General features: G+C 57.7%; 19 protein-coding genes and 1 riboswitch. Of the genes, 12 read left to right on the top strand and 7 right to left on the bottom strand.

Annotated features, from left to right (window positions below; translation table 11 throughout):
- Positions 1-49: 49 nt before the first annotated feature.
- From WH50_RS22110 to WH50_RS22075, 8 genes are all read left to right on the top strand, one after another.
- Positions 50-1,447 carry a glutamine synthetase family protein gene (locus WH50_RS22110; protein WP_243410234.1) on the top strand — a complete coding sequence of 466 codons (1,398 nt, stop codon included), beginning with the start codon at positions 50-52 and terminating at the stop codon, positions 1,445-1,447.
- A 909-nt stretch (positions 1,448-2,356) separates the two neighbouring features.
- A complete protein-coding gene (gene potA / locus WH50_RS22105; RefSeq protein WP_243410231.1) occupies positions 2,357-3,502 on the top strand; it encodes a polyamine ABC transporter ATP-binding protein in 1,146 nt (381 codons plus the stop codon).
- Positions 3,499-4,404 carry an ABC transporter permease subunit gene (locus WH50_RS22100; RefSeq protein WP_104153786.1) on the top strand — a complete coding sequence of 302 codons (906 nt, stop codon included), beginning with the start codon at positions 3,499-3,501 and terminating at the stop codon, positions 4,402-4,404. Before potA ends, WH50_RS22100 begins: the two co-directional genes overlap by 4 nt.
- Positions 4,391-5,212, top strand: a complete 822-nt coding sequence (locus tag WH50_RS22095; RefSeq protein ID WP_104153785.1) for an ABC transporter permease subunit — start codon at positions 4,391-4,393, stop codon at positions 5,210-5,212. Before WH50_RS22100 ends, WH50_RS22095 begins: the two co-directional genes overlap by 14 nt.
- A 219-nt stretch (positions 5,213-5,431) precedes the next feature.
- Positions 5,432-5,678, top strand: a riboswitch (yybP-ykoY riboswitch).
- A gap of 10 nt (positions 5,679-5,688) precedes the next feature.
- Positions 5,689-6,267 (top strand): manganese efflux pump MntP, encoded by a 579-nt coding sequence (locus tag WH50_RS22090; protein ID WP_110189388.1) that lies wholly within the window; start codon positions 5,689-5,691, stop codon positions 6,265-6,267.
- A gap of 98 nt (positions 6,268-6,365) precedes the next feature.
- Positions 6,366-6,749, top strand: coding sequence for a SpoIIAA family protein (locus WH50_RS22085; protein WP_110189387.1), 384 nt, complete (start codon positions 6,366-6,368; stop codon positions 6,747-6,749).
- 21 nt (positions 6,750-6,770) lie between these two features.
- Positions 6,771-7,271 (top strand): DinB family protein, encoded by a 501-nt coding sequence (locus WH50_RS22080; protein WP_207780433.1) that lies wholly within the window; start codon positions 6,771-6,773, stop codon positions 7,269-7,271.
- Between the two features lie 54 nt (positions 7,272-7,325).
- Complete coding sequence (locus WH50_RS22075) at positions 7,326-7,721, top strand: VOC family protein (protein WP_110189385.1); 396 nt, start codon at positions 7,326-7,328, stop codon at positions 7,719-7,721.
- A 92-nt stretch (positions 7,722-7,813) separates the two neighbouring features.
- Here WH50_RS22075 and WH50_RS22070 read toward each other — a convergent pair whose 3' ends face one another.
- Positions 7,814-8,509 (bottom strand): GntR family transcriptional regulator, encoded by a 696-nt coding sequence (locus tag WH50_RS22070; protein ID WP_243410229.1) that lies wholly within the window; start codon positions 8,507-8,509, stop codon positions 7,814-7,816.
- 404 nt (positions 8,510-8,913) lie between these two features.
- On the opposite strand from WH50_RS22070, the gene WH50_RS22065 reads away from it, so the two are divergent.
- The gene (locus WH50_RS22065) at positions 8,914-9,672 is read left to right on the top strand and encodes a hypothetical protein (RefSeq protein WP_133251401.1); all 759 of its coding nucleotides are present in this window, start codon (positions 8,914-8,916) and stop codon (positions 9,670-9,672) included.
- A 136-nt stretch (positions 9,673-9,808) separates the two neighbouring features.
- On the opposite strand, the gene putP is transcribed toward WH50_RS22065, so the two are convergent.
- Positions 9,809-11,302, bottom strand: a complete 1,494-nt coding sequence (putP, locus tag WH50_RS22060; RefSeq protein ID WP_110189383.1) for a sodium/proline symporter PutP — start codon at positions 11,300-11,302, stop codon at positions 9,809-9,811.
- Between the two features lie 802 nt (positions 11,303-12,104).
- Between putP and putA the strand changes: the two genes are divergently transcribed.
- Positions 12,105-16,067 carry a trifunctional transcriptional regulator/proline dehydrogenase/L-glutamate gamma-semialdehyde dehydrogenase gene (gene putA / locus WH50_RS22055; RefSeq protein ID WP_110189382.1) on the top strand — a complete coding sequence of 1,321 codons (3,963 nt, stop codon included), beginning with the start codon at positions 12,105-12,107 and terminating at the stop codon, positions 16,065-16,067.
- 204 nt (positions 16,068-16,271) lie between these two features.
- Positions 16,272-16,601: a low molecular weight protein tyrosine phosphatase family protein gene (locus WH50_RS22050; protein WP_110189381.1), complete on the top strand. Its 330-nt coding sequence runs from the start codon at positions 16,272-16,274 to the stop codon at positions 16,599-16,601.
- 106 nt (positions 16,602-16,707) lie between these two features.
- Here WH50_RS22050 and WH50_RS22045 read toward each other — a convergent pair whose 3' ends face one another.
- The 4 genes from WH50_RS22045 to WH50_RS22030 form a co-directional block, all read right to left on the bottom strand.
- Positions 16,708-18,096, bottom strand: coding sequence for an esterase-like activity of phytase family protein (locus WH50_RS22045; RefSeq protein ID WP_110189380.1), 1,389 nt, complete (start codon positions 18,094-18,096; stop codon positions 16,708-16,710).
- Between the two features lie 292 nt (positions 18,097-18,388).
- Positions 18,389-19,828 (bottom strand): AdeC/AdeK/OprM family multidrug efflux complex outer membrane factor, encoded by a 1,440-nt coding sequence (adeC, locus tag WH50_RS22040; RefSeq protein WP_110189379.1) that lies wholly within the window; start codon positions 19,826-19,828, stop codon positions 18,389-18,391.
- Position 19,829: 1 nt separating this feature from the next.
- The gene (locus tag WH50_RS22035; protein WP_110189378.1) at positions 19,830-22,982 is read right to left on the bottom strand and encodes an efflux RND transporter permease subunit; all 3,153 of its coding nucleotides are present in this window, start codon (positions 22,980-22,982) and stop codon (positions 19,830-19,832) included.
- A gap of 11 nt (positions 22,983-22,993) precedes the next feature.
- Complete coding sequence (locus tag WH50_RS22030) at positions 22,994-24,193, bottom strand: efflux RND transporter periplasmic adaptor subunit (protein WP_110189377.1); 1,200 nt, start codon at positions 24,191-24,193, stop codon at positions 22,994-22,996.
- Between the two features lie 459 nt (positions 24,194-24,652).
- Between WH50_RS22030 and WH50_RS22025 the strand changes: the two genes are divergently transcribed.
- The gene (locus WH50_RS22025; RefSeq protein WP_165838520.1) at positions 24,653-25,324 is read left to right on the top strand and encodes a TetR/AcrR family transcriptional regulator; all 672 of its coding nucleotides are present in this window, start codon (positions 24,653-24,655) and stop codon (positions 25,322-25,324) included.
- Between the two features lie 30 nt (positions 25,325-25,354).
- Here WH50_RS22025 and WH50_RS22020 read toward each other — a convergent pair whose 3' ends face one another.
- The gene (locus WH50_RS22020) at positions 25,355-26,047 is read right to left on the bottom strand and encodes a DUF2461 domain-containing protein (protein WP_165838519.1); all 693 of its coding nucleotides are present in this window, start codon (positions 26,045-26,047) and stop codon (positions 25,355-25,357) included.
- Between the last annotated feature and the right edge of the window lie 258 nt (positions 26,048-26,305).

The raw sequence follows: 26,305 nt of genomic DNA, 5'->3' as shown, positions 1-26,305 counted from the left end.
CGGATGTCTCTCCTGGGTGAAGACATCTGGCTTCATAAGGAGAGAGAAAATGTCGAGTGAGAGCACTATGGTTGCCGGTAGTCTGCAGACGAACCTGGACGATGCCCATGCTTTCCTCAATCAGCACCCCGATATCGAGGTGTTTGAATTGCTGATCCCCGATACCAACGGTGTGGTCAGGGGGAAATGGGTGCCGCGCAGTGCGGTGCCGAAGGTGCTGTCCAGCGGTATCCGCTTGCCCAGCTCCATGTTCGCGCTGGATATCTGGGGTAACGACGTCTCGGAAAGCGGGCTGGTGTTTGAAACCGGCGACCGCGACGCCCTCTGTCTGCCGGTCAGTCGTTCCCTCAAGGAAGTGCCCTGGCTGAAACGCCGCACCGCGCAGATTGTCATGTCCATGTATGAGTCTGACGGCGCACCGTTCTTCGGTGATCCGCGTCACCGTCTGCAGCATATCTGTGATCTGTTCAAACAGCTGGGGCTGACGCCGGTAGTAGCCATTGAGCTGGAGTTCTATCTGCTGGACCGTGACCCTGCCGCTGATGGCCGTCCGCAGCCACCCATGTCGCCTACCACGGGCCGTCGTCAGTTCACCAATCAGGTGTATGGTATCGAGGAGCTGCATGAGTTCGAGGACTTCTTCGACGGTATCTCCCGCGCGGCGTCCACTCAGGATCTGCCGGTGGATACCACGGTAGCCGAGCAGGCGCCGAACCAGTATGAAATCAACCTGCATCACGTCGCCAATGCGGTGCAGGCCGCGGAACACGCCATTCTGCTGAAACGGGTGATCAAGGGCGTCGCTCAGGCCCATCAGATGAACGCGACCTTTATGGCCAAACCCTACGGCGATCTGGCCGGTAACGGTATGCACATCCACTTCAGCCTGATTGATCAGGAAGGCCATAACGTGTTCGATAATGGCACGCCCACCGGCAGTGATCTGCTGCGTCAGGCCATCGCCGGTCTGACTCACTCCATGGCGGACAGCATGGCGCTGCTGGCGCCGAACATTAACTCTTATCGTCGTTTCCAGGCGGGCAGCCATGCGCCGGTGCATCCGTGCTGGGGCTACGACAACCGTAGCACGGCAATCCGTATTCCTTCCGGTGAGCGTTCGGCGATTCGTATTGAACACCGCGTGGGTGGTGCCGATGCCAACCCCTTCCTGTCGATGGCCGCGGTGCTGGCGGGCGCCTATCACGGCATCGTCAACAAGATGGAACCGCCACCCGCTACTGTGGGTAACGCCTATGCACAGCATGAGGCGTCACTGCCGGACAATCTGGCCGATGCGTTACTGGCCTTTGAAGAGTCGGAGTTTATTAAAGAGTATTTTGGTGAGCCATATCAGCGCCTATATAGCGCCTGTAAATGGCAGGAATTGGCGACTTTCGGAAGTCAGGTGACGCAATTGGAATATGACTCCTATTTGCGCACCGTGTAATTAAAAAAATAGCATGCGCTATTTTGGGGCGATCTGGTTTGTGGATACCTGTTTTGGTGCCTTGAACAGATCGCCCTTTTTATTTGTGGCTGAATAAGCGTTGTCTGCTGCTGATTACGTATCAGCTCAGGTATCACCTTTGTTGAGCTTATGTAACATATTGAACGTACTGGTTTTTTGTTGCGATGCGGTAGCGCGGTTTGGGTGTCGGATATATGACGAATATTAAGCATAATTTTATCGGTTAGATATTCTTCAATATTCCCTTGGGGGTATTTTTATAAATTGTTATCGGTTGCTAGTGGTAAAGTTTTATTGAGCTAAAACTGAAGATGGATGGGAAAGTATTTATCTGATTATTTAGCTCGTGCACACTGAATTGGACTAATAAAAATAATTCGTCCTTTATATTCTTCGGCATAGCTTGTGCATAGTGGTTTAGGTATAGATAACAGGATTATCAAATACATGGGCCCTGGAGCGTGAACACGTTCCTGACTGTTGCAGGCTGCCCCGCAACCCATATCGCCGGTGGAACGTTTACCGGTGAATCTGCGCTGCAGTGGGCCGGTTGATCTGTTGTGCAGCGGTTCGCTGCACAGATGAACGCAAAACCTTGTTCTAGCACTGGCGTCTGCTGTGCTTTCTGATATAAAGCGCGATTTGGTTGCACATGTTCCGTCAGGCAGACTCTGTTACTCTTGGCGGTTCAGTAGCGTGGCAAGCGGCAGCCAGGCTGCCTGCACAGGCTCCACGCGTCACAGGTTTACGATTCGTCGCAGAGATACGTCAGGTGCCGGTCAGCCGGCGCTCAGTGCCAAGCATCAGGCCGTCGAAGTATTACAGGTTTCGGTAGCTCCCCCGGCGGTGGGGTCGCCAACAAGTATAAGTCAGGAGGTTATGTCGATAATGAATGTAGCTACCAGCACCGCTACCATGGCGGACTCGGCCAAGAGGCCTGAGCAGACGATCCTGCAGATTCAGCAGGTAACCAAGATGTTTGGTGATACCAAGGCCGTCAATGATGTCAGCCTGGAGATTCGCAAAGGCGAGATCTTTGCCCTGCTCGGCGGTTCCGGATGTGGCAAGACCACGCTGCTGCGTATGCTGGCCGGATTTGAGCGCCCCACCGCGGGTCGCATCATTCTTGACGGTCAGGACATTACCGCGCTGCCTCCCTACGAGCGCCCCATCAATATGATGTTTCAGTCCTATGCGCTGTTCCCGCACATGAGTGTGGAGCAGAATATTGCCTTTGGCCTGAAGCAGGATGGCATGACCCGTAACCAGATCGGTGACCGTGTCGCACACATGCTGAAGCTGGTGCACATGAGCAAGTATGCCCGTCGCAAACCCCATCAGCTGTCCGGTGGTCAGCGTCAGCGCGTGGCTCTGGCGCGCAGTCTGGCCAAACACCCCAAGCTGCTGCTGCTGGATGAACCGATGGGCGCGCTGGATAAAAAGCTGCGTACTCAGATGCAGCTGGAAGTGGTGAACATTATCGAAAGCGTGGGCGTAACCTGTGTGATGGTGACCCACGATCAGGAAGAAGCCATGACCATGGCCGGTCGCCTCGGCATCATGGATTCCGGTGAAATCTGTCAGGTCGGCAGCCCCACCGAAGTTTACGAATACCCCAACAGCCGTCTAACCGCTGAGTTTATCGGCTCGGTCAATATCTTCGAGGGTGTGGTCAACGAGCAGGCCGAGGATGCCGAAGAGCTGCTGATCACCAGCAGTGAACTGGAATGCCCGCTGGAACTGAGCCTGAACGCCTCGGTCAGCGCCGGGATGCCCGTTGCGGTAGCGGTGCGCCCGGAGAAGATTTCGGTGTCGTTTGAGCGTCCCGAACAGGCGGCAAACTGGGTCAAGGGCACCGTGTCGGATATTGCCTATCTGGGCGGCATTTCTACCTATCACGTGGAAATCACCGGTGGCCGCCGCATCCAGTGCACCGTGGCCAACGTTGCCCGCTCGACTCAGGACCGCGCGACCTGGGGTGATGAGGTCTATCTGAGCTGGGATACGGCCAGCGGGGTGGTGCTCACATCATGAAGAAATTGCTGAACTGCTTCTCCCAGGGGCGGACATGGATTATCTCCGTCCCCTATATCTGGCTGCTGCTGTTCTTCTTCATTCCGTTCGCCATCGTTCTGAAGATCAGCCTGTCGGAATCGGCCATTGCCATTCCTCCTTATGAGGATCTGATCTCTTACGCCGACGATGTGCTCAATATCAAGCTCAATCTTGGCAACTTCCATTTCCTGCTACAGGATGACCTGTACTTTCTGGCGTATCTGAACTCGCTGAAAACGGCCTTCTTTGCCACCGTGCTGTGTCTGCTGGTGGGCTATCCGATGGCCTACTTTATGGCCCGCGCCGAAGCCAGTGTGCGCAACGTGCTGCTGATGCTGGTGATTCTGCCGAGCTGGACTTCCTTTCTGATCCGTATCTATGCCTGGATCGGCATTCTCAAGAGCAACGGCCTGCTCAACAACTTCCTGATGTCCATCGGCCTGATCCACGAGCCGCTGGAAATCCTCAATACCAACGTGGCGGTGTATATCGGTATCGTTTACGCCTACCTGCCGTTCATGATCCTGCCGCTGTATGCCAACCTGCTGAAGATGGATCTGTCGCTGCTGGAGGCTGCCTCTGATCTGGGCTGCCGCCCCTGGAAGACCTTCCTCAAGGTGACGCTGCCACTGTCCAAGGCGGGCATCATTGCTGGCTCCATGCTGGTGTTTATTCCGGCCGTGGGTGAGTTCGTCATTCCGTCGCTGCTGGGCGGTGCCAATACCCTGATGATCGGTAAGGTGCTGTGGCAGGAGTTCTTCAACAACCGTGACTGGCCGGTGGCGTCAGCGGTGGCCATTGTCATGCTGTTGCTGCTGTTGGTCCCGATTGCCCTGTTCAACCGCTATCAGGCCAAGGAGGCAGCCAATGAAGCTAAATAAACTGTCACTGACGGTACTGACGCTGGGCTTTGCCTTCCTCTATCTGCCCATCGTGCTGCTGATCGGTTACTCCTTCAACGAGTCGCGACTGGTGACCGTCTGGGCTGGCTTTTCCACCAAGTGGTACGGCGAGCTGTTTGCTGACGATCAGATGATGAGCGCGGTCTGGCTCAGTCTGAAGATCGCCATGGGCGCCTCGACCGGTGCCATCATTCTTGGCACGCTGGCTGCCTTTGCGCTGGTACGTTTCGGCCGTTTCTGGGGGCATACGCTGTTTGGCTCCATGATCAACGCGCCGCTGGTCATGCCTGATGTGATCACCGGTCTGTCACTGCTGCTGCTGTTCGTTGCCATGGGGCAGCTGTTCGGCTGGCCGTCAGAACGCGGCTCGCTGACCATCCTGCTGGCGCATATCACCTTCTGTACGGCCTATGCCGCCATAGTGATCAGCTCGCGCCTGAAGGAGATGGACCTGTCGCTGGAAGAAGCAGCGATGGATCTGGGTGCGCATCCGTTCAAGGTGTTCTGGCTGGTGACGCTGCCCATCATTGCGCCTTCACTGGTCGCGGGCTGGTTGCTGTCATTCACGCTGTCGATGGACGATCTGGTGATTGCCAGCTTCGTCTCCGGCCCCGGTTCCACCACACTGCCGATGGTGGTGTTCTCCAGTGTGCGTCTGGGGGTCAGCCCCAAGATTAATGCACTGGCGACCCTGATTGTGCTGGTGGTGAGCATTGCGGTGTGCATTGCCTGGTGGTTTGCCCGCAAGGCCGAGCGCGATGCGCAGATGCTGCCGGATGAAGAATAACCGCTACTGACAAAAAGTAGTGCCTGACAGGTACTACGCCGACACGAAGGAGCCATGGCAACGAGAGGTTGTTGCCATGGCTCTTTTTTTATTGGGCATGACGAGCATACTGTGCTCGTTGCGCTGCCGGCGATCACGCTGCAGGCCGCGCCGTTTGTGGACTTCGGCTAAAAAAGTTAACCACGGTTGAAGTGCATTTTTTGATTGCCTAAGGCATTTCAACTTGGTAGGGTGGCGGCGTCTTTGGGGAGTAGCTGACTTTCCTCCGCGCTTCAAGCCATCACAGAGTGGCGGAAGTCTAGTTGCATCGCTCTGTCAGGAGTGGGTGTGGCGGGTGAAAGTGTCTGAGTCAACATTCTCGGTCCGCAGACCGTGGCTCAGGCGACCGACAGGTTAGCGAGACCATTGACAGATCAGCGCCATAAAGGCCGGGCGCGCGATCTGTCATGGTTATTTGCCCGGCCTGGATACGAACCGTGAGCTTTATTTCCATCCTGCTGATCGCTTTTGCGATGTCGACTGACGCCTTTGCCGTTGCTGTGGGTAAAGGCATCTCTGCACAAGATCATCGTTTCTCTCATGCCCTCAAGACCGGACTGCTGTTTGGTGTGATCGAAGGCATTACCCCTGTCATAGGTTGGCTGCTGGGCCTTGGCACCTCACGCTTTATCTCTGAATGGGATCACTGGATTGCCTTTACCGTGCTGAGTCTGCTCGGCCTGCGGATGTGCTGGGCGGGTTTCAATGAGGAAGTGTGTGAGGTGGAAAGCGATACGCCTGCCGTGGTGCAGCCCGTCTGGATGCTGTGCCTCAGTGCGGTGGCAACCAGTATCGACGCGCTGGCCGTGGGCGTCAGTCTGGCCTTTGTGCAGGTGAACATCGCCGTTGCCGCCGTGGCCATCGGCTGCGCCACCACCATCATGGTTACCATAGGTATGCTGCTGGGCAAAAAGCTGGGCTGTGTCATTGGCCAGCGTGCCGAAGCGGTGGGCGGCATCGTGCTGATTATCATCGGTAGCGTCATTCTGTACGAACATCTGAGTGGTGCGGCCTGACAAGCCGGCAGCTTTTCTGTGCCCGCTGACCGGGCAGGTTGGGGTTTCCTGTGCTAGTTTTTCCTGTTGAAGTCGGAAACTGACAAGGGAGACACAGCATGACAATCGCCCGGCATGGTCTTTCCATCGGTATTGAGCGTTTTGGTGAAGAGTTTTTCCTGTCGCTGAAAGCAGTAGGCAAACTCACTCATGCCGATTATGAAGTGATATCGCCCATGGTGGACTCGGCCCTGGCACAGGTGCCATCGCCACGGGTCAAAGTCCTGTTTGATGCCACTGAGCTGCTTGGCTGGGAGCTACGTGCTGCCTGGGACGATCTGCGTCTGGGGCTGCGGCACGGCAGTGAGTTCGAGAAAGTCGCCATCTACGGTAACCGCCACTGGCAGGAAGTGGCGGCGAAGATTGGCTCCTGGTTTGTCGGTGGCGAGGTGCGCTACTTTGAAAATCTGCAGCAGGCGCTGAGCTGGTTGCAGCAGGAATAATCACCAGCCAGGGAGGGCATGATGCCTGCACTGCTAAACTCGCTGATCCGTTACAAGGCGTGGGCCAATCAGCTGATATTTGACACGGTGCTGGCGTTACCAGCCAGTGAGGTCGAGGCGCCGCGGCCTGTTCTGTGGGGCAGTATTGTGCGCACGCTGCACCATGTCTATGCCATGGATAAGGTCTGGCAAGCACATCTGCTTGGCCAGCCCCACGGCTATACCAGTCGCAACCCCGAATTTTGTCCGACGCTGTCACAGCTATGGGCTGATCAGCAGCAGCTGGACGCCTGGTATGGTGACTACGCCGCACAGCTGTCATCGCCGCAGGCGGAGGAAGTGGTGGCCTTCACCTACATCGGTGGTGGGGAAGGGCAGATGAGTCGTCAGGATATCCTGCTGCATGTCGTCAACCATGGTACTTACCATCGCGGTCACGTCAGTGGCCTGCTGTACCAGATTCCTGTGCCGTCACCCACGACCGACCTGCCGGTCTATCTGCGGGAAGTGGCAGCAGGATAACCTGTACTTCAGACGTTCCCTATTTCATCCATTGCTCTGTAAAGGAAGACAACGATGATTGATCACCTCAGTACTTACGCCAGTAATTATCCCCTGACCAAGGCCTTTTATGATGCAGCCTTTGCGGCACTCGGGCTGTCAGTACAGATGGAGCTGGTCACAGAGTGGGATGCGGCGTTTCCCACCCGGCGCATGTGCGCCTATGGCCCGACCGGCAAGCCGGTGTTCTGGGTGATTGAGAGTCGTGAGCCGAGCACGCCGCGGCATGTGGCCTTCAGTGCCGGTAGTCGCGCGCAGGTAGAGGCGTTCCATGCTGCGGGGCTGGCGGCCGGTGGCGAGGATAACGGCAAGCCAGGGCTGCGCCCGCACTATCATGCGGATTACTACGGTGCTTTCTTGCTCGACCCGGACGGCAATAACGTCGAAGCCGTATGTCATAGCCCGGTGTAACCCGGAGTCAGGTGTCCGGCAGGGCGTGTCTGAAGGGTAGAAAACAACAGGGCGCCGCGTGGCGCCCTGACTGTTTGACAGGCAGTGAGGTATCAGTTATCGCGGGCGTTCGCCAGCAATTCTTCCTGGCTCAGTGAGCCCATACCATCGCGGATATCCCCTTCGATAGCCAGACGCAGCGCCAGTGGGTCCTTGCGTTCAATGGCCTTGAGGGCTTCGGCATGGCGGTCAAGTACATAGGACACGCCGATGCGGCCCAGTACCATGCGCATAAACGGGCCGAACTGCAGCCACAGGCTTTCAATCAGCGGAATCAGTACCTGAGAATCTCCGGCGCGGTACAGCGTCAGATGGAAGGCCTGATTTTTCTGCAGATAAGTAGTGACATCACCGTCATGCAGAGCATGATCCACTTCCTCATCCAGCGCCCGCAGGGTTTGCAGCAGCTCATCATTGATGGCAGGCAGGGCACGCACGGCGGCCAGACTTTCCAGTGCAATACGGGCAGAGGCCAGCTCTTCCAGCTTGGAAGGGGTCATCTTGGGTACTGTCACCCGGCGGTTGCTGAGCAGTTCCAGTGCCCGCTCCGCCACCAGCCGACGCAGGGCTTCACGCACTGGCATCAGGCTGACATTGAGCATTTCTGCGACACCACGAATGGTGACACTGTGACCGGGGACAAAGTGGCCGGTCATGATTGCCTGCCGCAGGGCGCGATAGACCCATTCCTGCAGGGTTTCGTTGTCATCCCGCTGGGGCGGTTGGATAACAATGGGGGCTTTGGCCAATATTTTCGCTCCACATTCCAGATTGCCAGACATGGCTGCCATCACACCGCAGGCAGGCTGAACAGGGTGACGCGCTGCGGTCGTGCAGGGAAGTGTAGCAAAATCCAAAATGTGAGCACATTTTTTTGCGATGGTGACTCCTATTCGCTTCTGATTGTCCGGTAATTCCTGCATTTTTCTGCACTGGCGGCACGGGAGTAGTGAAAAAATGAGATCACTTTTTTGTGATGTTACCGCCACTGTTCCAATCGGAAACCGCTGCGCCCTTGCAGATGCTGGGGGGCAGCGGATAATCGGCGGAAGTACGGCTCTGCCCAGTCGCTGCTGTGACTGGTAGGATGTGCCGCCGTAATTTGTTGCCCAGAAAGTCGAACGACAGTGCCTGTACAGGAAGGAGTCATGCCATGGGATTCAGGCCCACATTAGTGATGCTTGCCGGTCTGCTGGCGATTAACGCTCAGGCTGCGCAGCCGCCTCAGCCCAAAGCCGCCTATCAGGCGCAGGTGGATATCTGGGATGCCCGCAATAACCGGGTCTATCCGGCAGTGGTCAACGCCTATGCCAGCAAGATGCGTATCCGCATGCAGAAAACCCAGGAAATGCAGGACATGCCGGGTGATGCGGCTGTCGCCGTGTTTGATCCGGTCACCGGCGAAGCCTTTGTTTATCCCACCGGGCGGGTGGCTGCCGGTGAGCAGATCGTGATGAAGCTGGATATGCAGCGGGTCAGCTCCATGCTCGGTGGTGCCAGCTTCGACGTCAGCCATCTGCAGGGGCAGAAGATCGGTCACCGCACCGTCGCAGGCGAAGGCTGCGATGAATGGCAACTGGCCTCGCCTCAGCAGCCCAACAAGCAGGGCGTGGCCTGTATTACGCAGGATGGCGTGGTGCTGTCTGCCCGGGAGCTGAATGCCAGGCGTGACAACTATCTGGTCAGACAGATCAGCCGTGGCCCGCAGGATGCCAAACTCTTTATGCCGCCAGTGGGCTATCGCACAGTGGACATGGGGTCGTTGCTGGGTGGCCTGCAAGGGCTGCTGGGCGGCTCAGGCGGTCAGAGCGGTGGTAGCATGATGCAGAATATGGACAGTGAAACCCTGCAGAAGATGATGGAAAACGTCGACCCGGAAACCTTGCAGAAGATGCTGCAAAGTGGTCAGTAAGAAAGGCTGAAATGGATCGCCCTGGTGGCTTAGCCAGCGCTGGCCATAAGCAGGGGTGAGCAGAACGAAAAACGGGCCGCAGTGCAGACTGCGGCCCGTTTTTTATTGCGTTGAAGCTATTAAACCGTGAACAGGCTTACAGGCGATGAGCGGCCTGATACTCCTTATCCGCGGCGTCAAAGCGCTGCAGCATGGTGCTGGAAGGTGCTTTGCCCAGCTTGCTGAAGAGCAGAATGGCAATGCTGGCGAAGATAAAGCCGGGGATGATCTCGTACAACCCCAGCCAGCCGTTCTGCTTCCAGACGATGACGGTGACCGCACCGACCAGCATGCCTGCCAGAGCGCCATTGCGGGTCATGCCTTTCCACAGTACGGAAATCAGTACCACGGGGCCGAAGGCAGCACCGAAACCTGCCCAGGCGTAAGACACCAGACCCAGTACGCGGTTGTCGGGGTTAGTGGCCATGAGGATGGCGACCAGCGCCACGACCAGCACCATCACGCGGCCAAACCACACCAGCTCACGTTCACCGGCATGGGGGCGCAGGAAGGCTTTGTAGAAGTCTTCGGTCAGGGCGCTGGAACATACCAGCAGCTGACAGCTCAGGGTGCTCATGACGGCGGCCAGAATGGCAGACAGCAGTACGCCGGTGACCCAGGGGTTGAACAGCCACTTGGTCAGTTCAATAAAGATACGCTCGGGGTTCTCGCTGACCGGGCCAACCTGCTCAGGGTGCGCCTGGAAGTAGGCGATGCCGAAGAAACCAACAGCCACCGCGCCTGCCAGACACAGGATCATCCATGCCATACCGATACGGCGGGCGGCAGGGATGGACTTGACCGAATCGATGGCCATAAAGCGCGCCAGAATATGAGGCTGGCCGAAGTAGCCCAGGCCCCACGCCATCAGCGAGATAACGCCAACAAAAGAAGCGCCCTTGAACATGTCCAGATATTCGACGTTCTGGGCTTCGATCACGGCGACGGTCTGGTCAAAACCACCGGTAGAAACCAGCACCAGCACCGGGGTCAGGATCAGGGCAAAAATCATCAGGCTGGCCTGTACGGTGTCGGTCCAGCTGACCGCCAGGAAGCCGCCGATCAGGGTATAGGCGATGGTCGCCGCGGCGCCTGCCCACAGAGCGGTTTCATAAGACAGACCGAATGTGCTCTCGAACAGACGGGCACCGGCGACGATGCCGGAGGCGCAGTAGATGGTGAAGAACACCAGAATGATCACGGCCGACAGCAGACGCAGCACGCGGCTGTTGTCTTCAAAGCGGCTGGAGAAGTAATCAGGCAGGGTCAGGGCATTGCCATTGTGTTCGGTATGCACCCGCAGACGGCCCGCGACGAACAGCCAGTTCAGCCAGGCACCGGCGATCAGGCCGATAGCAATCCAGGATTCAGACACGCCAGACAGATAAATGGCGCCGGGCAGGCCCATCAGCAGCCAGCCACTCATGTCGGAGGCACCGGCAGACAGTGCGGTGACGAAGCTGCCGAGACTGCGGCCACCCAGAATGTAATCGGAAAGGTTGTTAGTAGAGCGGTATGCAGCCAGACCAATAAAGATCATCAGTGCAATGTAGACCACGAACGTGATCAGGGTTGGTGTATTGGCAGTCATGCACAAATTCCCCTGTTGCGATATTACGGTCTTGCCACGGTGCTCAGGTGCTACCACACACTCTGCCGCGCAAGCCGCGGGATGACTCGTCAGATGGTTGACCCGGTGATACTGGCGTGGGCCAGTGGTCATCAACCAGCTGTCAGACAGCGACAACTCGTTGCAATCACCCCCTGTTAAGGGGTGTTGGAAGGCTGCCTTTGTTATTGCCCTGATACTTCAGCTCTGCACTGCACGCATGGCGGCGCAGAGCGAGGCGGCAAGGCTGTATTTCAGCGTCCTGCGTCGTGCCCTTTAATCTGTAGAAGACGGTCCATGACGGAAGATCGCCAGTAGCAAGGTGATCTCTGGCGGCATGGCGGGATGTCATCAGGGATGGCAGGGCATTGGTTTCGCCAGGCTGTGCTATATACAAAGAGTGTCGATGAGGCCGCAGCGGGTATGCCCATACGGAACGTAAGGGGTTTGACCTGATTTGGGCTGGTAGCAACACTCGGATGGATTTAGTGCAACCTGTTATTTTTGTAGGGCACGGATGCTAAACAAGATTCTGTCGCAGGTACAAGGGAAAAACGCGCTTTTCGTTGCGACTTTAGTCTAATGAAAATGGCTTATTGATCAGTATCTTATCCTTAACTTATTGATAAATATGATTTGTTTCCGTTTTATTAAACGACCGGTTGGAGGATGAAAAATAAGGTTGCACCTGGTTGCTCTTTTGCCGGATTGCACGCTATTCTTTGCCACCTATACCTGTGATGCCAGGGCCTGATGATGTGCCCGGAGAGCGAGAGGAATACACATGGCCACCACAACCCTCGGGGTTAAACTTGACGATGCCACGCGCGAACGTCTCAAAGAAGCGGCGCGTTCCATTGACCGTACACCACACTGGGTGATCAAGCAGGCAATCTTCAGTTATCTGGAGAAGCTGGAGAACGGCGCAGCCCTGCCTGAGCTGAGTGCTGCCGAGCGCAGCGATAGCGCGGAAGTGCTGGAAGGCGTGGTGGAAACCAGTCGTCAGCCGTTCCTGGATTTTGCCGAAAGCATCCTGCCCCAGTCCGTGCTGCGCGCCGCCATCACTGCGGCCTACCGTCGTCCGGAAAATGAAATGGTGGCCATGCTGCTGGAACAGGCGCGTCTGCCTGAGCCGACGGCCAAAGCAGCCTACAAGCTGGCTTATGACGTAGCAGAAAAGCTGCGCAATCAGAAAAATGTGGGTGGCCGCTCCGGTATTGTGCAGGGCCTGCTGCAGGAGTTCTCCCTGTCATCGCAGGAAGGCGTGGCACTGATGTGTCTGGCCGAAGCCCTGCTGCGTATCCCCGACAAGCCCACCCGTGATGCCCTGATCCGTGACAAGATCAGCAATGGCAACTGGAGCCAGCATCTGGGCCAGAGCTCATCCATGTTCGTCAACGCCGCCTCCTGGGGTCTGCTGATCACCGGCAAGCTGGTATCGACTCACAACGAGTCCGGTCTGTCATCCTCACTGAACCGCATCATCGGCCGCAGTGGTGAGCCACTGATCCGCAAAGGTGTGGACATGGCCATGCGCCTGATGGGCGAGCAGTTCGTGACCGGTGAAACCATCGGTGAAGCACTGGCCAACGCCAGCCGTCTGGAGTCCCGCGGCTTCCGCTACTCCTATGACATGCTGGGTGAAGCGGCACTGACCGAAGCCGATGCGCAGAAGTATCTGGCGTCCTACGAGCAGGCCATTCACTCCATCGGCAAGGCCTCTCACGGCCGCGGTATCTATGAAGGCCCCGGTATCTCCATCAAGCTGTCGGCACTGCACCCGCGGTATAGCCGTGCGCAGTATGACCGCGTGATGGACGAGCTGTACCCCCGTCTGCTGTCGCTGACCCTGCTGGCCAAGCAGTATGACATCGGCATCAACATTGACGCCGAAGAGGCTGATCGTCTGGAAATCTCCCTCGATCTGCTGGAGCGTCTGTGCTTCGAGCCACAGCTGGCAGGCTGGAACGGTATCGGTTTCGTTATTCAGGCTTACCAGAAGCGTTGCCCCTTCGTGATCGACTACGTTATCGATCTGGCTCGTCGCAGCCGTCATCGTCTGATGATCCGTCTGGTCAAAGGCGCCTACTGGGACAGCGAGATCAAGCGTGCTCAGATCGACGGTCTGGAAGGCTTCCCGGTCTATACCCGCAAGGTCTACACCGACGTGTCCTATATCGCCTGCGCGCGCAAGCTGCTGGCCGTGCCCGAGGCGATCTACCCGCAGTTCGCGACCCACAACGCTCATTCTCTGGCGACCATCTATCAGATCGCCGGTCAGAACTACTACCCCGGTCAGTACGAGTTCCAGTGTCTGCATGGCATGGGCGAGCCGCTGTACGAGCAGGTGGTCGGCAAGGTATCGGATGGCAAGCTGAACCGTCCATGCCGTATCTACGCCCCTGTCGGTACCCATGAAACACTGCTGGCCTATCTGGTGCGTCGTCTGCTGGAAAACGGTGCCAATACCTCCTTCGTTAACCGCATCGCCGATCAGTCGGTCTCTATTGATGATCTGGTGGCCGATCCGGTCACCTCGGTTGACGCCATGGCTGCCCGTGAAGGCGGCGTAGGTATGCCTCATCCACGTATTCCCAGCCCGGTTGAGCTGTACGGTGCTGCCCGCACCAACTCCAGCGGCATTGATATGTCCAACGAACATCGTCTGGCCTCGCTGTCCAGCGCCCTGCTGAGCAGTGCCAACGAAGCCTGGCAGGCAGGCCCGATTCTGGGCTGTACGGCAAGCGAAGGTGCTCGTGAAAATGTACTGAATCCTTCTGATCGTCGCGACGTGGTTGGTCAGGTGCAGGAAGCCTCCATTGAAGATGTGGACAACGCCCTGAACTGCGCTATCAGTGCCGGCCCGATCTGGCAGGCCACTCAGCCCGCCGAACGTGCAGCCCTGCTGGAGCGCGCCGCTGAACTGATGGAAAACCAGATTCAGCAGCTGATGGGTCTGCTGGTGCGTGAAGCCGGTAAGACTTACCTGAACGCCATTGCCGAAGTGCGTGAAGCAGTGGACTTCCTGCGCTATTACGCGGCTCAGGCGCGTGATCATTTTGATAACGGTACTCACCGTCCGCTGGGTCCGGTGGTATGTATCAGCCCCTGGAACTTCCCGCTGGCGATCTTCACCGGTCAGGTAGCAGCGGCACTGGCTGCGGGTAATACCGTGCTGGCCAAGCCTGCTGAGCAGACCCCGCTGGTGGCGGCGCAGGCGGTACGTATCCTGCTGGAAGCCGGTATCCCTGAAGGTGCTGTGCAGTTGCTGCCAGGTCGCGGTGAAACCGTGGGTGCCCGTCTGGTCGGTGATGAGCGCGTCAAGGGCGTGATGTTCACCGGTTCTACCGAAGTGGCGGGTATCCTGTCGCGCTCCGTGGCCGGTCGTCTCGACAGCCAGGGCCGCCCGGTGCCGCTGATCGCCGAAACCGGTGGTCAGAATGCCATGATCGTGGATTCTTCTGCTCTGGCAGAGCAGGTGGTTGCGGATGTCGTGGCTTCTGCCTTCGACAGCGCCGGTCAGCGCTGCTCGGCACTGCGTGTCCTGTGCGTGCAGGAAGATGTGGCAGATCGTGTGATCGAAATGCTTAAAGGGGCCATGGCGCAATGCCGTCTGGGTAACCCCGAGCGTCTGAATGTGGATATCGGTCCGGTGATCGACAGCGAAGCCAAAACCGGTATCGAAGCACACATCAAGGCGATGGGTGACAAGGGCCGCAGCGTCTATCAGGTTGCCATCAGCAACACTGACGAGCTGAAGAACGGCACCTACGTGATGCCGACACTGATCGAACTGGACAACCTGAGCGATCTGAAACGTGAAATCTTCGGCCCGGTACTGCACGTCCTGCGTTACAAGCGCAAGGATCTGGACAAGCTGATGGATCAGATCAATGGCACTGGCTATGGTCTGACCCTGGGTGTGCATACCCGTATTGATGAAACCATTGCCCATGTCACTGAGCGCGCACAGGCCGGTAACCTCTACGTCAACCGCAACATGGTGGGTGCCGTGGTGGGAGTACAGCCCTTCGGCGGTGAAGGCCTGTCAGGTACAGGTCCGAAAGCCGGTGGCCCGCTGTATCTGTATCGCCTGCTGGCGACCCGTCCTGCGGGTGCAGTCAGTGCCACCTTCAAGGCGGCCGATGCCCGCATTGAAGCCGACAGCCGTCTGCGTAAAGCCATGCTGGACAAGCAGGGCAATCCGCTGGTGGCGCTGCAAAGCTGGCTGGGCAAGGACTTTGCCGAGCTGGTCAGCGTCTGTGAAGGCTTTGCTGCCGAAGCGCAGACCGGTATCAGTCGTCTGCTCGACGGCCCGACCGGTGAGCGTAACAGCTATGTGATCCTGCCGCGTGACCATGTGCTGTGTCTGGCGGAGGACGAGCGTGATCTGCTGACTCAGCTGGCGGCGGTGCTGGCCGTGGGTAGCAGCGCAGTGTGGACGCAGTCTGAGCTGACCCTGCGTCTGCGTGATCGTCTGCCTGCCGCTGTGCAGGCGCGTATCAGCCTGGTGGCTGACTGGAAGAAAGACGACGTGGTGTTTGATGCGGTGTTGCATCACGGTGATGCCGACCAGCTGCGTGCTGTCTGCCAGCAGGTTGCCAAGCGCAGCGGACCCATCGTCGGTGTCCATGGTCTGGCCCGCGGTGAAACCTCCCTCAGTCTGGAGCGCCTGTATATCGAGCGTGCCCTGAGTGTGAACACGGCCGCTGCGGGTGGTAACGCCAGCCTGATGACCATCGGCTGAGGTAAACCGGTACGAGTCTCAACCTGTTCCGGCCACCCAGCCCTCGGGTGGCCTGCAACGGTAGTACTCGCTTTGAGCGCAATCTGGCTATGCCGGGTTGCGCTTTTTTATTTGTGTTGGTGAACTGTTTTATTGGCAAGCCATGTGGAATGCGGCGCAGCTTGGCTACACTGAGCGGCGTTAACTTCATGAAGGGACTTCAGGATGAAGCTGCTGTTTATCTGCAGTCGCAATCAATGGCGCAGCCCGACGGCTGAACAGTTATGGCGACGGCGTTCAGGGTATGAAGTACGCTCGGCAGGCACCAGCCCGAAGGCGCGGCGAACGGTGTCGGCCAGTGACGTAATCTGGGCGGACGTGATTCTGGTGATGGAAAGCAAGCACAGGCAGCGCCTGCGTGCGGAGTTTGCCCGCTTGCTGGAGCATAAGCCGCTGTATGTGCTCGATATTCCCGATGAGTATCAGTACATGGATGAGGTGTTGATTGATGAGCTGGAAGCCAGAGTCGGGGCCATTCTGGCCACTCTGCCGTAACCGCAGTCGGGGTTGCGACCGGCGGATGTAGCAGTGGGATAAATGAGGGGTTGCTGTCACTCAGCCCGCTTCTGGAGGCGATGAGTGACAGCGTCAGGGCAATGGCTTACAGCGCCTTGTCCATGGTGAAGATCCACAGTGCGGAATGGGCTTCAGCCCCTTTCAGCGGCTCCAGCTCTACCTTGCTGGCGACGGCCTTGCCGTCCAGCATCAGCTCACCCTTGCCATCGGTCTGATAGTCATCAGCACCCTTGGCGCCTTCCACGGCATTGACGACTTCCGTGGACAGACCAAAGTCATTGTCGCTGGCCACGGCAAAGGTGTGATCATCGACGATAGCCAGACCTTCGGCCTTTTCCACCTGCCAGCCGTTGGCACGCAGATCGGCAACCAGCGTCTTGTTGGCCATCACCACGCCTGCGGCTTGCAGTTCCTCAGCGCTGGCGAACTCAGGCTCCTTGCCGTTGATTTTCAGTTCGCTGAGGTCTGAGGCCTGGCTCAGATCAATCTGATAGACCAGATTGTGCATCTTCTTATCTTTGCCCTTGCCCTGTTCGATGATCAGGAAGCGATGGTCATCCAGCGCGGCCAGATCGCCGATCTTGGCATCGCCCGGATGCTTGTAGCTACTGACATCAATGGGATAGGCAAACATGCGGGTCTTGCCGGTGGCCGGGTCCAGTTCCACCAGACGGGTAAACTGCGCGACCTTGCGGGTTTCACCGTTGATGTCGAGGGTGCTCTGTACAGCACCATATACCTTGCCAGCCGGGGTAAAGGCCACGCCTTCAAAACCGCGATTGGGCTGGCGCCATTTGAGAATATTGGGCAGACCGCCTGCGACTGCTTTCTCGCCAGCACCAGCCTCGGGGCCAAATTTCTGGGTGATCTTGCCATTGCCATCCAGATGGACCAGGAACGGGCCGTATTCATCGCAGATCCAGTAACCTCCCTTGCCATCCTTGACGATGCCTTCGCTGTCCAGACCGTTCGCCTTGTCGCTGGTTATCACGCTGAGGGTGTCGCTGAGCGCCACTTCACTGGTGGAGCCGATCAGATTGGCAGGCAGCGGCAGGCCAGTGATCTTGCCCTGATCATCGCTCAGTTCCACCTTGTTGCTGGCAACGGCCTTACCGTCCCGAAGGGTGACGTCCATGAAGGCAGGTACGAAGGCGGGGGCAGGGAACATCTTGCTGGCGGTTTTGCTGACATTGCCGTCACTACCGGTCTGCACCAGCACCGGTGAATCACCGTTGGGGCCACGATCAGTGATGGCAATAAACGACAGCGAGCCATCGGCCTGCTTGCCATTGAACAGCAACCCGGAACCGAGGCCGGTGGTGAAGCCTCCGGGGAAACGCTCGGCAAAGGCGCCCTGATAAGGCACGTAGTCGGCTTTGGCCACTTCGATATTGAACTGTTCCACTTTGGCTACGTCGGCCAGAGCGGCGCCGGAGGTCAGGGTAATGGCCAGTGCCAGCAGGCTGTACTTCATGTGCTTCGTCCTTTTCTGAACCCGTTGATGCCCGCCGCAGCCACGATGAGGTTGCAGGCAACCTAGGCTGGCTGTGCGAGCTACGTGCTTGTTGTTCTGTAGATGTTTCGTGGTTGTGCTGTGGATGTGCAGATGCGGCCGCACAGGATGATGCGAAGAGGTTACGAAGATCAGGTAACAGAATTATTGCAGTCGGACTGAGTGTTGAGATTCAAAAAAAACGCCCCGGCAGTGATATGGCGGGGCGTTCTAAGATCGTGATCACGTTCTTGGCGTGACGCTGAACAGAGTATCAACGAGGTTCGTTGTTGCTCTGCTCCTTCCAGCCGCCACCCAGTACCTTGTAAAGGGTGATCATGTTGGTCAGACGCGACAGGCGGGTTGTGATGATGTTCTGCTGCGCGGTGTATAGCGAGCGCTGCGAATCCAGTACGGTCAGATAGCTGTCGACACCGCTGCGGAAGCGGGCATCGGACAGGTCGTAACTGCGCTGGGTCGCATTCAGCAGCGCCTGCTGGGCGGCCACCTGTTCATCCAGTGTGCCCTGATCGGCCAGAGCATCCGCCACTTCCTTGAAGGCGGTCTGAATGGACTGCTCATACTGGGCAACGTAGATATCCCGTTGCGCCTTGGCTGAGTCCAGATTGGCCTGATTTTTCCCGGCATTGAAAATCGGCAGGTTGATTGTCGGTGCAAAGCTCCATGCGGTGCTGCCACCTGAGAACAGCCCGGACAGCTCGGTACTGGAAGTACCGTAGCTGGTGGTCAGGCTGATGCTCGGGAAGAACGCCGCTCGCGCCGCGCCGATATTGGCATTGGCGCCCTTGAGTAGATGCTCGGCCTGCAGGATGTCAGGTCGTTTGAGCAGCACCGCCGAAGGCAGGCTGGCCGGAATATCCTGCAGCGCGGTCACCGGCGTGGTGGTGTCCTGATGGGTATCAGGCAGCAGATCCGCCGGGATCTCGGTGCCCAGCAGCAGACGCAGGGCATTGATATCCTTGGCGACACTGCTGGTGTAGACCGCCACGTCATAGCGCGCTGTTTCCACGCTGGTACGGGCCTGTTGCAGATCCAGCTCGGTGGAAACACCGAGATCGAAACTGCGCTTGGTCAGGTCATAGGAGGCCTGCTGGCTTTTCAGGGTTTCCTGGGCCAGACGCAGGTGCTCCTTGTCGGCGGCCAGTGTCAGATAGTCCGTCGCCACTTCCGATACCAGACTGATCTGGGTGTTACGCTTGGCCTCTTCGGTGGCCAGATACTGTTCCAGTGCCTGATCCTTGAGGTTGCGTACCCGCCCGAAGAAGTCCAGCTCGTAGGAGCTGATACCCAGATTGACCGCATAGGTGCTGCTGTGGATTGCATCCGCCGTACCGGCAACGTCTGCCGGCGTCAGCGCCCGGCTGCTGCTGGCATTGCCGTCCACCGCCGGGAACTGCGCAGCGCGCTGTACCCGGAAGGTGGCACGGGCCTGCTCGATATTGAGCACGGCCACACGCAGATCACGGTTGTTGTCCAGTGCCAGCTGAATCAGCTGCTGCAACTTGGTATCGGTAAAAAAGTCCCGCCATCCCAGTTCGGAGACGTCGGTCTGATTGCTGTCCTGCGGTTTGTACGCAGCACCCTGCGGCCAGCTGTCAGACACTGGCATGGTCGGACGCATGAAGTCCGGTGCCAGATTAGCGCAGCCCGCCAGGCTGACCGCCAGGGTCAGGGGGAGCAGAGTTCGCATCATATTAATGGCTCTCCTCAATGCGGGGAGTAGGGGCCTGCTCTTTGGCTTTCTTGCGGCCGAACACCTTGCTGATGACGACGAAGAAGACCGGAACAAAGATCACACCCAGAAGTGTAGACGACACCATACCACCAAGAACGCCGGTACCGATGGCATTCTGGCTGCCGGAGCCTGCGCCGTTGGCAATAACCAGTGGCACCACGCCGAGGCCGAAGGCCAGTGAGGTCATGATGATCGGGCGCAGACGCATACGGATGGCTTCGATACTGGCGTCGATCAGGCTCATACCATGCTCGTGCAGTTCCTTGGCGAACTCGACGATCAGGATGGCGTTCTTCGCCGCCAGACCGACGGTGGTCAGCAGACCCACCTGGAAGTAGACGTCGTTGGACAGCCCGCGCAGTTCGGTGAACAACAGTGCACCCAGAACACCCAGTGGTACCACCAGAATGACGGAGAACGGAATCGACCAGCTTTCATACAAGGCTGCCAGACAGAGGAAGACCACCAGAACGGAGATGGCATAGAGCATCGGTGCCTGGTTGCCGGAGATCTGCTCCTGCAGCGACAGACCGGTCCACTCATAGCCGATACCAGTTGGCAGCTTGCTCATGATCTCTTCCACAGCCTTCATCGCATCCCCCGAGCTCACGCCCGGAGCGGGCTGTCCCATGATCTCGTAGGCCGAAAGGCCATTGTAGCGCTGCAGCTGCGGCGAGCCGTAGCTCCAGTCAGCGGTGGCAAAGGCGGAGAAAGGCACCATGTCGCCATCGCTGTTACGCACGTACCACTGGTTGATATCGTTGGGCAGCATGCGATAAGGCGCATCGCCCTGCATATAGACCTTCTTGATACGGCCCTTGTCGATAAAGTCGTTGATGTAGGAACCACCCCAGGCCACGCTCAGCAGATTGTTGATGTCGGCGATGGATACCCCCAGTGCACCGGCCTTCTCCTGATCGATATTGACCTTGTACTGTGGCGAGTCTTCCTGACCATTGGGACGTACCGCCATCAGGCGGGGGTCCTGAGAGGCCATACCGAGGAACATATTGCGGGCCTGCATCAGCGTCTCGTGGCCAAGGTTGCCACGGTCCTGAATGTAGAAATCGAAGCCGGTGGCATTGCCCAGCTCGATGACCGCAGGTGGGGCGAAGGCAAATACCAGCGCGTCCTTTATTTGGGAGAAGGCGCCCATGGCCCGGCCAGCAACGGCAGGCACCTTGTCGGCTTCGGCCTTACGCTGTGACCAGTCCTTCAGCATGATGAAGGCAATCCCCATGTTCTGACCGCTGCCGGCAAAACTGAAGCCAGTGACGGTGAACAGCGAGTTGACGTTGCGCTTCTCATCCACAAGGAAGTGGTGCTCGACCTTCTTCATCACCTCAAGCGTACGTTCCTGCGTGGCACCAGTGGGCAGGATGGCCTGCACCAGCAGAATGCCCTGATCTTCATCCGGCAGGAAGGACGTGGGTATACGCACAAAGATATAGCCCACGCCCACAACGATCAGGGCGTAGATCAGCAGCATGCGGAAGCCGCGCTTGACCATGCCGCCCACCAGACTCTGGGTACCTTTGTTGAAGCCGTCAAAGCCGCGGTTGAACAGACCGAACAGGCCCTTGTACTCATGGCCGGGGCCGTGACCTTTTTCCACTGGCTTGAGCAGGGTAGCGCACAAGGCCGGGGTCAGAATCATGGCGACCAGCACCGACAGGGTCATGGCCGAAACGATGGTGATGGAGAACTGGCGATAGATAACCCCGGTGGAGCCACTCATAAACGCCATGGGCACAAATACTGCCGACAGCACCAGTGCGATACCCACCAGTGCACCGGTGATCTGCCCCATGGATTTTTTGGTGGCCTCCTTTGGCGGCAGGCCTTCCTCGCTCATGATACGTTCGACGTTTTCCACCACGACGATAGCGTCATCCACCAGCAGACCGATGGCCAGCACCATGGCGAACATGGTCAGGGTATTGATGGAGAATCCGCAGGCGGACAGTACGCCGAAGGTTCCCAGCAACACCACCGGTACGGCGATAGTGGGGATCAGGGTGGCGCGGAAGTTCTGCATGAACAGGTACATGACCAGGAACACCAGAACGATGGCTTCACCCAGGGTCTTTACCACTTCTTCGATGGAGATCTTGACGAAGGGGGTGGTGTCATAGGGGAACACCGCCTTCAGACCTTGCGGGAAGTAAGGAGCCAGTTCGTCGATGGTTTTCTTCACACCGGCGGCGGTATCCAGCGCGTTGGCATTGGTTGCCAGCTTGATACCCAGACCTGCCGCCGCACTGCCGTTGTAACGGGCAACCACGTCGTAGCTCTGGGCACCCAGTTCCACCCGGGCAACATCACCCAGACGGACGATGGAACCGTCGGATTCCACTTTCAGCTGGATTTTACGGAACTGTTCCGGTGTCTGCAGATAAGACTGGGCGGTAATGGTGGCGTTCAGTTGCTGACCGGGTACGGCGGGGGCGCCACCTAACTGGCCAGATGAGACCTGAGCATTCTGTGCTTCAATGGCCGAGCTGACATCGGCAGGGGTGAGCTTGTAGTTGTTAAGTTTGCTGGGGTCGAGCCAGATGCGCATGGCATAGGGCGCGCCGAACAGCTGAACGTCACCGACTCCCGGCACCCGGCTGATAATGTCCTGCACACTGGAGGACACATAGTCAGCAATATCGGTCTGGCTCATGGAGCCGTCTTCGGAATAGAAGCCCGCTACCAGCAGGAAGCTGGCTGAGGACTTCGATACGGAGACACCGGCCTGCTGAACCTTCTGTGGCAACAGCGAGGTGGCCTGCTGCAGCTTGTTCTGCACCTGTACCTGAGCAATGTCAGGGTCAGTGCCGTTGGTGAAGGTCAGGGTGATGGAGACGTTACCGAACGAGTCACTGGTCGACGACATGTACTGCAGGTTGTCGATCCCTTTCATCTGTTGCTCGATGATCTGGGTGACGGAGTCCTGCACGGTTTGCGCCGATGCCCCGGTGTAGGAGGCGGATATGGTCACTGCCGGTGGCGCAATACTGGGGTACTGGGCAATAGGCAGCGTATTAATTGCCAGCAGGCCCGCCATCATAATGATGATGGCAATAACCCAGGCAAAAATAGGCCGGTCTATGAAAAAGCGAGCCATGTGTTTCTCCCTTAGCCTTGCTTAGCCGCAGCAGCTTGCGCCTGGTCTGCCGCTATCCCTTTGGCGGGTGCACCTGGGCGGACTTTCTGCAGCCCCTCGACAATCACCTGATCACCGGCTTTGAGGCCGTCATCGATCAGCCATTTGTCGCCGATGGCGCGATTGGTCTTGAGGGTGTGTACTTCCACGATGCCCTGACTGTTGATGACCATCGCTACGGCATTGCCCTTGATGTCACGGGTAACGCCCTGCTGAGGCACCAGAATACCCTGCTCACGCACGCCTTCTTCGATCTCGGCGCGCACGTACATGCCGGGCAGCAGGATCATGTTGGGGTTAGGGAATACCGCACGCAGTGTGACCGCGCCTGTGCTCTCATTGACGGACACGTCAGAGAACGCCAGTTTGCCTTCGTTGGGATAGAGGCTGCCATCTTCCAGTATCAGTTTGACCTTGGCTTCGTCGCTGGCAGAGGCTTTGCTCAGCTGGCCACTGGCCAGTTCACGCTTGAGGCGCAGCAGGTCAACGCTGGACTGGGTCACGTCTACATAGACCGGATCCAGCTGCTGGACTGTCGCCAAAGCAGTGGTCTGGTTGGCAGTCACCAGCGCACCGGGAGTGACGGATGACTTGCCGATACGACCGGAAATGGGAGAGGTGACCTTGGTGTAGTTGAGGTTGATCTGGGCAGAGCGGATGGCGGCCTTGTAAGCGGCTACATCTGCCAACGACTGCTTCAGCGAGGCGTCGGCATCATCGTAATCCTGCTTACTGACGGCGTTGATCTGCACCAGCTCCTTGTAGCGCTTGGCCTTCAGGCGCGCAGATTCGACATTAGCGTCGGCACGGGCCAGATTCGCCTTGGCACTCTCCAGCTCCGCTTCATAGGTCGCTGGATCAATCAGATACAGTACATCACCGGCCTTGACGTCTGAACCTTCGGTAAACAGACGTTTCTGGATGATCCCGCCCACTTGTGGACGAACTTCGGAGACCAGATAGGCAGAGGTACGGCCTGGCAACTCGGTGGTCAGCGTGACCGCCTGCGGCTGCACGGTATAGGTCCCTACTTCTACCGGCTGCTGTGCGCCTCCCTGCTGAGCCTGATGATCAGACTCCGCTGCTTCCTGCTGGTTACAGCCGCTCAATACCACGCTCATGGCACTGACCAGAACAGCCACTGCCAGTCGGGTACGTCTATTTACATGCATAAAGCCACCTCTAAATGCGTCGTCAAAACGGATTCTGTGCGCCGGTGCCGACCGCCACTGTCAGCACGTCCCTGCAATGCAGGCAGGAGCCTGCTGGCTCCTAACTTGGCGATTAACTCTTCTCTACGGGTCTTATTGTTCTGAGGTTCACACTCTTACTGGCGCTGTCACGCTGACCTGATCGTCCAGTCATGAGCACCGCCGGATCGGTCTGAACCTGGCAATGAATGAGTGGACGGCCCGGCGAACACATATCCAGCTGATCAGGGCCAGTGGACCGCCACGACCGGGTGGGAGGGTTGCATCCCTGCTCCGGATGAAGGTGTCTGCTTATGGCGTCATCGGCACGAGAAACAAAGCACCGAATAGACTAGAATGAACGTTCGTTCATTCTATTTTTCCCTAACCGGCTGATCAATCCCGGAACAACACATATCAACAGCAATGAGAGAGGGGCTTATGACCGAAAATCTCCCGCCCACGCAGGGTGAAAATACTGTCACTGCCAGTCAGCACGCCGCTCTCAGCGATAAGGAAAGTCGCAGTGAAGCCCGCCGTAGTCAGATTCTCCACGCCGCAACAGATTGTTTCTGCGCCCATGGCTTCCATGGAGCAAGTATGTCAGCGATTTCCAAAATGGCCAGAATGAGCCCCGGACATGTCTATCACTACTTTGATAGCAAGGAAGCCATCATCGAAGCCATCGTCGACCGCGACCTGCAGCAGTTCTATACCTTGGCCAACGGTCTGCAGAATGTCGATTACATGCTCGACTGCATGATGGCGCAGCTGGATGTCGAAGATGCCTTGCGTGTCACCTCCTGTAATCCGCTGATGATGCTGGAAATGACGGCCGAGGCATCACGCAACGAGCGTATCGCCGCCAAGTTACGGCAAGTGGATCAGCTATTGCGGCAACGTCTGCTGCTGCTGTTTTTTGGTCCGCCATCTACGGATGAGCAGGAGCGTCTGCAACAGGAGGCCAGGGTTGACGTCATATGCATGCTGTTTGAGGGCATGATGATTCGTGGTGTTACTAATCCTGCCACACGTCGTGAGCCCCTGCGTACGGTCCTCAAGCAGACTATCGGCCAGTTGTTACAGGGGAGTGAGGGACAGATCCAGCTATAAGTAATCTGTCTACGCCAAACGGCGGGCTGCTTAAAACGGCAGCTCCAGCGCCCGGCACAGAAAGCTCATGAACGGGCTGGCCGCGGCATAGGTACGCAACAGTTCATCGAAGAAGTACGACTGTTGCGCCTCTTCCGGCAGCCAGGTGGTCGAGACAATAAAGCTCTTGCGACGCACATCCTCCGGATGCGGTAGCTCCTGACTGAAACCGCGTGGCATGCCGCGCAGCTGTTCACCTTCGATCCCGCCAAGCAGCGCCGTCAGCGTTGCATCCGTCTTGATGCTCTGCCACTGCTCAGCCCGCTCGACGATATGCTGACGAACCTGATTGAGCACCGGCGTGGGTGGCAGCCAGATCCCTGCAGCGATGATAACGTGTTCCGGTGCCAGCTCAATATAGTAGCCGGGGGCGTGCACATCCTTGCCAACGGCGTGGCGGAACTGGCAGGCGGCGTGGGTTTTATAGGGTGTCTTGTCATGACCGAAACGGGTATCCCGATAGATACGGAACAATGAGCCATTATGGGCTTTGGCTATCACCCGGAAGTGTGGTGAGATGGCCTGCAGACCCGGCTGCAGGGCGGTCATCATCGCGACCATCGGTTGCTGTACCTGCTGCTGGTAGCGCTCCTTGTTGTCGGCAAACCAGTCCTTGTTGTTATTGCTGCGCAGTTCCTGCAGAAACTGGAACAGTGCAGGTGAAAAGCCGGTAAATGCAGACATGCCCATACCCTTTGTGCCGTGGAATGAAGGGCAGTCTGCAACGTGGCAGGCAGGATGGCAACGGGCAATAAAGGGACGTGTTGAAGCGCGGCCCGAAAACGACAACGGGCATCCTGAGATGCCCGTTGTGGTTACCTGAGAACTGAACACGCTCCTAGCAGGTAGTTGAAAATCTATCTGCGTTGCCGAATACCGCGTCAAAAACAGGCTAAAAATGCTCATTTAGTTTACTAAACTCCGCTTTTTCGCCTGTTTCTT

Origin of the sequence: Pokkaliibacter plantistimulans, from assembly GCF_003194385.1 — a bacterium.
In the GTDB taxonomy this organism is placed as follows: domain Bacteria; phylum Pseudomonadota; class Gammaproteobacteria; order Pseudomonadales; family Balneatricaceae; genus Pokkaliibacter; species Pokkaliibacter plantistimulans.
Note: the sequence above shows the minus strand (reverse complement) of the source record. Positions and strands in the feature narration are given on the sequence as shown.